We start from the raw sequence: 685 nt of genomic DNA, 5'->3' as shown, positions 1-685 counted from the left end.
CGGGATCGCGAGCGGCGCGGTTGAGCGCCAGCGGCGGCGGCCCGCCCGATCTGCGAGCGGGCCTTCTTCCTCCCTTTCTTCTCTGGGCTTCTTCCTTGCCGATGACGGCCTAAACTTAGAACCGGGCCGTACGGCGCCGCCATCGGCGGCGCGGCTTCCACGCCGTCTTGACCGGATAGCGACGCGCCTCCAGCATCGCCCGGGCGCGCGCCGCGCGAAACCGCTCGCCAAGGATAGTGAGGATCTTACGGGAAGCGACGATCTGCGGGCGGTCGTGAGCGGCGCGGACAAGATTCTGCCGCGCAAGCACCACGACGACGGCATGACCTTCGGCACGTCCCGGCAGCAATCCCCACAGCAAGCGCCGTTCGGCGGGCGCATGATGATCGATCGCCTCCGTTCCAGCGAAATCGAAGAAGACGGGAGCACGGCTGTCCAGCCAATCGCGCGGGAAACACTCCTGAGGGAACGGTGTCGTATAGACACCTTGCCAAGGTGAGACCTGCAATGAACGGCGGCCTTCCTCGAAGCGCGGCAGGTCGCGCGTCCGGCGCGTTCCATCCACGATCCAGACCATGTCGCGATAAAAGGCTTCGCGGGCCTGCCGCTCCTGTGGGGGTATGTGCGAGTGCTGGAACTCGAGGACGAGCCTATGCTTCGTCCGCACATCGGCAATGTGCCGTTC

The 685-nt window shown here is 65.8% G+C and carries 1 protein-coding gene; it reads right to left on the bottom strand.

Annotation, left to right across the window (positions count from 1 at the left end; genetic code table 11):
- Positions 1 to 115: 115 nt before the first annotated feature.
- Positions 116 to 685, bottom strand: a 570-nt coding sequence (locus EOA78_RS36370; protein WP_164784124.1) for a competence protein, incomplete at its 5' end; no start/stop codon positions are given.

Source organism: Mesorhizobium sp. M5C.F.Cr.IN.023.01.1.1, assembly GCF_003997585.1.
In the GTDB taxonomy this organism is placed as follows: Bacteria; Pseudomonadota; Alphaproteobacteria; order Rhizobiales; family Rhizobiaceae; genus Mesorhizobium; species Mesorhizobium wenxiniae.
Note: the sequence above shows the minus strand (reverse complement) of the source record. Positions and strands in the feature narration are given on the sequence as shown.